Annotated in this window: 5 protein-coding genes; 4 read left to right on the top strand and 1 reads right to left on the bottom strand. The window is 71.1% G+C overall.

What is annotated here, in order from left to right; all coding sequences use genetic code 11:
- Positions 1-401 precede the first annotated feature (401 nt).
- The 4 genes from glpK to IT306_19060 are packed head-to-tail and all read left to right on the top strand — an operon-like array spanning position 402 to position 5,354.
- Entirely contained in the window at positions 402-1,919 is a 1,518-nt protein-coding gene (glpK, locus tag IT306_19075) for a glycerol kinase GlpK (GenBank protein ID MCC7370532.1), read from the top strand.
- A 34-nt stretch (positions 1,920-1,953) separates the two neighbouring features.
- The gene (locus IT306_19070; protein ID MCC7370531.1) at positions 1,954-2,133 is read left to right on the top strand and encodes a hypothetical protein; all 180 of its coding nucleotides are present in this window, start codon (positions 1,954-1,956) and stop codon (positions 2,131-2,133) included.
- Between the two features lie 4 nt (positions 2,134-2,137).
- Positions 2,138-4,540, top strand: coding sequence for an O-antigen ligase family protein (locus IT306_19065; protein MCC7370530.1), 2,403 nt, complete (start codon positions 2,138-2,140; stop codon positions 4,538-4,540).
- 55 nt (positions 4,541-4,595) lie between these two features.
- A complete protein-coding gene (locus IT306_19060) occupies positions 4,596-5,354 on the top strand; it encodes a hypothetical protein (GenBank protein ID MCC7370529.1) in 759 nt (252 codons plus the stop codon).
- 64 nt (positions 5,355-5,418) lie between these two features.
- Here the strand turns inward: IT306_19060 and IT306_19055 are convergent, their stop codons facing one another.
- Positions 5,419-6,651: a molybdopterin molybdotransferase MoeA gene (locus tag IT306_19055; protein ID MCC7370528.1), complete on the bottom strand. Its 1,233-nt coding sequence runs from the start codon at positions 6,649-6,651 to the stop codon at positions 5,419-5,421.
- Positions 6,652-6,790 lie beyond the last annotated feature (139 nt).

Here is a 6,790-nt window from a genome sequence, read left to right as displayed (position 1 = left end):
CCGGCACTGGTGCGACTGGCGCGTCGCGCAGCGACTGCAGGATCGTAGGCGGGGCTTTCAAGCCCCGACGCGGCGGCACGACGCGCTCAACATACGATTGCACTGGTAGCAGCATCAGGGCGATGGCCTGTTCATTGGTGTCCCCGAAGCATCGTGGAACGGGCGGTCGGGGACTGAAGTCCCCGCCTACCGTCACGCCGTCGCTGCGCGACGGACACCGGAAACGGCGTCGTCTGGTGAGACCGGGGCGTCGCGCAGCGACTGCAGGATGGTAGGCGGGGCTTTCAAGCCCCGACGCGGCGGCACGACACACCCAACATGCGATCGCCCTGCGTCCGAAGCCCGATTCATAGGAGGCCGGCCTGGGGGCGGTCTATACTCCCTCAGCAGGAGGGCGTGGTGTGAGCGACGGCGGGCGTGGATACATCCTGGCACTCGATCAGGGCACCACGGGGTCGGCGGCGTTGGTGTTCGACCGGCGAGGAGCGCCGGTCGCGATGGCCGACAGCGAGACCCACCAGTACTTTCCGCGGCCCGGCTGGGTCGAGCACGACCCCGAGGAGATCTTCACCAGCACCATGCGCGTCGCCAGTCAGGCGATGGCGTCGGCGGGCATCAGCGGGGCCGATCTCGCGGCCATCGGGATCACCAACCAGCGCGAAACGACGCTGATCTGGGATCGCAAGACCGGCCAGCCGATCCACAAAGCCATCGTCTGGCAGGATCGCCGCAGCGCCGCGATCTGCCAGCGGCTGAAGCAGTCCGGGCTGGAGCCCATCGTCCGCGAGCGGACTGGCCTGCTGATCGACGCCTACTTCTCGGCGACGAAGATCGCCTGGCTGCTGGAGAACGTGCCGGGCAGCCGCGAACGCGCCGAGGCCGGTGAGCTGGCGTTCGGGACGGTCGATTCCTGGCTGCTCTGGCGGCTGACCGATGGCCGCGTCCACGCCACCGACGCGACAAACGCCTCCCGAACGATGCTCTTCAACATCTACGAGCATCAGTGGGACAGCATCCTGCTCGACGCGGTCGGGGTGCCGCGCGCCCTGCTGCCCGAGGTTCGCCCGTCGAGCGGCGTCTTCGGGGAGGTCGCGGGCGCGGCCCTCGAGACGTTCGGCGGTGTGCCGGTGCCGGTCGCGGGCGTTGCAGGAGATCAGCAGTCGGCCCTGTTCGGGCAGGCTTGCTTCAGCCCCGGCATGTCGAAGAACACCTACGGCACCGGCTCGTTCCTGTTGCTCAACACCGGCGAGCGCGCCCCGAGCTCGCGACTGGGGCTGCTGACGACCGTCGCGTGGCAGCTTGGCGAGCGCTGGACGTACGCCCTGGAGGGGTCGGTCTTTGTGACGGGCGCGGCGGTTCAGTGGCTGCGCGACGGCCTCGGGCTGATCGCCGATGCCGCCGAGACGGAAGCGCTCGCGAACGCGGTGCCGGACACGGGCGGCGTCTACTTCGTGCCGGCCTTTGCCGGGCTGGGCGCGCCGTACTGGGACATGTACGCGCGCGGGGCCATCGTCGGGCTGACGGGGGCGACCCGCAAAGAGCATCTGGTCCGGGCGACGCTCGAAGCGATTGCGTTCCAGACGGCTGACGTGCTGGCCGGCATGCGCGACGAAGGCGGCGTCGATGTGCCCGTGCTGCGGGTGGACGGTGGCGGCACGGCGAACCGCTTCCTGATGCAATTCCAGTCCGATCTGCTCGGCATCCCGCTTGAGGTGGCGGACGTGCAGGAGACGACGGCGCGCGGCGCGGCCTACCTGGCTGGTCTGGGCGTCGGCTACTGGAAGGACGCCCAGGCCATCGGGCAGCAGTGGCAGCCAGCCCATCGGTATGCGCCGTCGATGTCCGCTGACCGACGCGGCGAGCTGATGTCGGCGTGGCACCGGGCCGTGGATCGCGCACGCAACTGGGCCACGGGGTAGGATGCGGTCGGTCGTCACCGCGGCAGGTATCGGGGTGGGGCTCGGTGTCCTGCTCGTGGTGCTCATTCTCGGCGCCGGGTGGGCAGTTAACCGCGCGCCGTCCGTGCCGTGGTCGTGCGACGACACCCGCTTCAACGACACGACGCCGACGGGCCGTGGCGTCGTCGGGCCGGCCGTGAGCGCGCCGCCCGGCTGCGGCGGACGAGGTCTGTAGCCGCGTGTCTTCCGCCGCCCGCGCCGAGCAATCGTGGAGTCTGGCCGCCTGCCAGCTCGCCGGCCTGCTGACGCCGCTGGTGTTCCACACGCTTGGCGCGCTCGGCTTCGAGTCCACCAAGGTGCTGCTCCTGCGCGTCCTGGCGCTGGCGATGCTGTTTGGTTGGCTCGGGTGGGAGGGCGCGAAACTCGGTGGGTCGCCGGGGCCGTTCGGGTGGCGGAATGCGCTCGCGAAGGTCTGGAGCGGCCCGCTGCAACTGCCGATCCTCGGTGTGGCGGGGCTGGCCCTGTCCACCGCCGTATCGACGGCCGCGTCGATCTCGCCGCTGGTCAGCCTGCTCGGATCGTGGGACCGGCAGGTCGGACTGGCGACGGTCCTGGCCTGGCTGGTGCTCGGGGTTACCGCGACCATCGCGGGCCGCGACGCCGAGCGCCGTCGAGGCCTGTTGCTGGTCTGGACGCTGGCGAGCATCCCCGTCTGCCTGTACGCGTTCGTCCAGGCGGCGCACCTCGACCCGGTGAACTGGCTGCATCAACCGCTCGGCGTGGCGAGCACGCTCGGCTCGTCCACAGCCCTCGCCACCTACCTGACGATGCTGCTGCCGCTGACGCTGGTCTGTGCTGCCGAGGCCGCAGACGCTGTGCCGCGGCCGTCTCGCCGCCCGAAACGCGAGGCTGTCTGGTACACCGATCCGCGCGTCCATCTCGCCGGCCTCTCGGCGCTCCTGACGGCCCAGGCCGTCGTCGTGGTGCTGACGCACGTGCGCGGCGGCCTGCTGGCCCTGGGCGCTGGCCTGCTGGTGACGCTGGCCGTCGTGTTCTGGCCGAGCCAGCGTCGGCTGGTGCTGGTCGGCGGCGTTGCGACCTGCGCGCTCCTGGTGCTGGCGGCCACGCTCTTCGCGCTGGCCCCGCGTCCAGACACCGGCGATGGCGAGGACACCTCCGCGCGCCAGCGGGTGCTCATCTGGCAGGACGCCGTGGGTGCGCTGGCGGGGCCGCGCATCGTCCTGGGGTTCGGCCCGGAGACGCAGATGACGGCGCTCGAAGCGAAGTACCCGGTCGCCCTGGCGAACCGCTTCGAGGATCAGCGCTTCGACCGCGCGCACAACCTCTGGCTGGACACGCTGTTGACCACCGGCCTCGTCGGGCTGGTGGCGTTGCTGGCGACGCTCGTCGGGGTGGCGCGTGCGGGCCTGCTGGCGGCCGCCACCGAGCGCGGCGTCGGCCGCTGGCAGCCGGCCGGACTGCTGGGCGCGCTGGCCGCTAACCTCGTCGCCAACCAGTTCGCCTTCGACTCGTCGGTCACCGGCGCGCTGTTCTGGATGCTGGCTGGCCTGACCGTCGCGCCGCTGCTGCCGTGGAGCTCGCCGGCCGCCGTCGCCGTGGCCCGTGCCGTCTCGCGGCGCAAGCGCAACGAGCGCAGCGGTCAACCGGCCTCAGGGCTGACCCCGGCCGTGCGCCTCCGAGCGACCGCTATGCTGGCGGCGGGAGCCGTCGCGCTGGCGACGCTCCCCTGGGTGACGGCTCCCTTCCTGGCCGATCTCTACCATACCCGTGCGCTGGCGCTGCGGGCCGGCGAGGCGCCCGGCTCGGCCTCGCAGCAGGATCTCCTGGCCGCCCGCTCGACCCCCTGGCTGGACGTCCCGTTGCTGGCGCTCGGGGATACGTTCCTGGATCTCGCGCGCTCGTCCACGCTCTCGTCGCCGGTGACGATCTCGCGCTACGAAGACCTCTTCGAGATGACGCCGTCGAGCCGCGCCGCCCTGTTCGACGCCGCGAAGGTCACGCTCGAACGGGCCGTTCAGCTGAATCCGCTCGATCCGTACCCGCACGCCTATCTCGGGCGTCAGTGGATGCTGCGCGCCGAGGCCAGCCGCGATCCAACCGAGCAGGCTGACGCCTACGGGCGCGCCGTCGAGGCGTTCGACCTGGCCATCGCGGCCGGGCCGAGCAGAGTCAGCTTCTACGATCAGTCCGGAGTGGCGCTGACCCGTTGGGGGCGGCCGGCGCTTGCCCTACAGCGCTTCCGACAGGCCCAGCAACTGAGCCGTCCGAGCGCCGAGCGTCTCGCGCGGATGGCGGATGCCGAGCTGGCTCTGGGCAACCCGGAAGCCGCCCGTGCCCTCTACGAGCAGGGGCTCCAGCTTGACCCGCGCTCGGCCCCCGCTGATGCCGGGTTGGCGCGGATGGAGCGGGCGGCTGGCAACCTGCCGGCCGCGCTGGTGCGGATGCAACGGGCCGCTCGCAACCAGATGCGGAACTGGGAGTATCAGCGAGACGTGGCGATGCTCCAGCGGGAGCTGGGGCAGCGCGGCGAGGCGCTGGCGTCGGCGCGGGCCGCCCGCCGGCTCGCGCCGGCCTGGGAGCTTGACGACCTGAACGCGCTGATTCAATCCGTGACAAGCTAGTCCGTGGCAAGCTACAGGGTGTGCGGTCAGATCATCGGGGAGCGGCGACAACAGCATGAGTGAGGCACACGCGCCGCACCGGCTCGTTGTGGAGCGGATCGCGTACCGGCTGGCGGCGGACCGGCCGGCGCCCGTCGGGGTTGAGCGGTGCGGCACGGACGCCGAGGGCCGGACCCTCTATGCGGAGCATGGACGCGCGGCCTCGCGGAAGTTCGTCTATCTGCCGGCCGCTGAGCCGCCGCTGGTGGCCTACGTCCGAGACGATCCACCGCCGGGCTATGGGTTGGCCACCCTGCTGGCAAATGCCTTTCCGCAGCTACTGCCTCGCCCGGAGGCGCTCGGGCTGCTGGCGCTCCTGACCGCGCACCACGTCATCCTGTCGGACGGCACACGGCTTGGCGGCTCGCGAGACGCCCTGGCCGAAGCCGTGATGTCCGTAGCGCTGGAGCCGAGCGGCTTCGTGGCGCAGGCGCGGCGCGTGCCCGAGTGGGCGCTGACGGAGGCGCTGCGTCCGCGCGAGGACGCGCTGCGGACGCGGCTGCTCGCGGCGCCGCATGTGCGCGGCCTGGCAACGCCAGACTTCGGGTTCGTGCGGTCGATCGCGCCGACCGAGCTGGTGATTGCTCGGGTCGGTCAGCAGCCCGTCGATCTCGGCGCGCTGCTGGCCATCGGCACGCCGAGCGGCCACGGCGAGTCGGTGATCGTGCGGGTCGTGCAGCTCAGCGAGCGCGACGCCCGCGTGGTGCAGGCCGACGCGGGCCGTGACGAGGGCGTCAACCACGGCGATCCGGTCGCGTTCGTCCCGACGCTGTAGCGCAGGGCTCGCCGCCCGTTCATCAGCGAACGGAGCGGGGCGGACAGCCTGTGAAGATGGTCTCCTAACTCTGGAGGTCGCCCGTCAACAGGGCCGGCAGCTCCGTGCCGGCTGGCAGCAGCGCCGTTCCAGACGGCACTTCGAGCAGCGCGTTTGCGCCGACCATCGTGATCAGCCGGCTGGAGGTCTGCTTGCCGGTCGAGGTTGCCAGCAGTGTGCCGTCCTGCCAGCGGACCGTCGCACGGTGGTACTCCAGGCGGCCGGCGTCGGGTTGGATGTCGTGCGCCAGTGTCACCCGCACCCGTGGCCGCTGGACGTTGGCATACCCCTGGAGGCGGCGCAGGGCCGGCCGCACGAAGACCTCGAACGTCACCAGCGACGAGACCGGGAAGCCCGGCAGGCCGAACGCGTAGGCTACGCGGCCCGGCCGCTGGAACGACGCAAACGTCAGCGGCTTGCCGGGCTTGAAGGCGATCCGTCCGAAATGGACATCTCCCAGTTCGGCCAGGAGCGGCTTGATGTGGTCTCGCGTGCCCATCGAGACGCCGCCAGACGTGATCAGCACGTCGGCTACCGAGAGCGCGTCACGCATGGCGTCGGCCAGCGCGGCCGGGTCATCCGGCACGTGGCGCGACCAGACGACCTCACCGCCGGCCTCGGTGGCAGCGGCGATCACGGCATAGCGGTTGCTGTCGCGGACGTATCCGACAGGCGGCTCCTCTTCCGGCTCCACGACCTCGTCGCCCGTCGCCATCACGGCGACCCGTGGCTTCGGATGCACCTTGACCCGCGTCTGACCGATGGTCGCGAGCATCCCGATCTCGGGCGGCCCCAGCCGGCGGCCCGCGACGAGGACTGCCTGGCCCTGGTGGACGTCGATGCCCGCGCCCTGGATGTTGTCGCCGACCTTTGGCGTCGACCTGACCGTGACGACCCCGTCCCGCTCCTCGGTCTCTTCGACCATCACCACGGCGTCAGCGCCCGGCGGGATCACGCCGCCCGTCATGATCCTGACCGCCGTCTCCCGGTCCAGGTGGAGGTCAGCGCTCTGGCCGGCCGTCAGCTCGCGGAGCACCCGTAACGAGAGCGGCCCTGGCTGCGCCACCAGCGCGTATCCGTCCACCGCTGACCGCTCGGCCGGCGGCAGATCCATCGGCGCGATGGCATCCTCCGCCAGCACGTAGCCGAGCGCCTCGCGGAACCCCACGACAATCGGCGGGAGCGGAGCAACCCGCGACTGGATCTCGTCCGTCGCCTCGGCGACCGAGATCATCGGGTAGGGCGAACTGGTGCGCATCGGGACGGACATAGTGGGCGGTCTCCTCACGACGCTCGACTGACGGTCAGACCTGGAGTCAGAAACCTATTTTACCTTTGAGTACCCTGTCCACGGCCGAAAAGGGGCGTGAGGTCCGGGGCGATTGCGCGTTGGGCGC

It is taken from the genome of Chloroflexota bacterium, assembly GCA_020850535.1.
GTDB lineage: Bacteria > Chloroflexota > UBA6077 > UBA6077 > JACCZL01 > JADZEM01.
The sequence above is the reverse complement of the archived record's forward strand: the minus strand, read 5'-3'. Positions and strand labels throughout refer to the sequence as shown.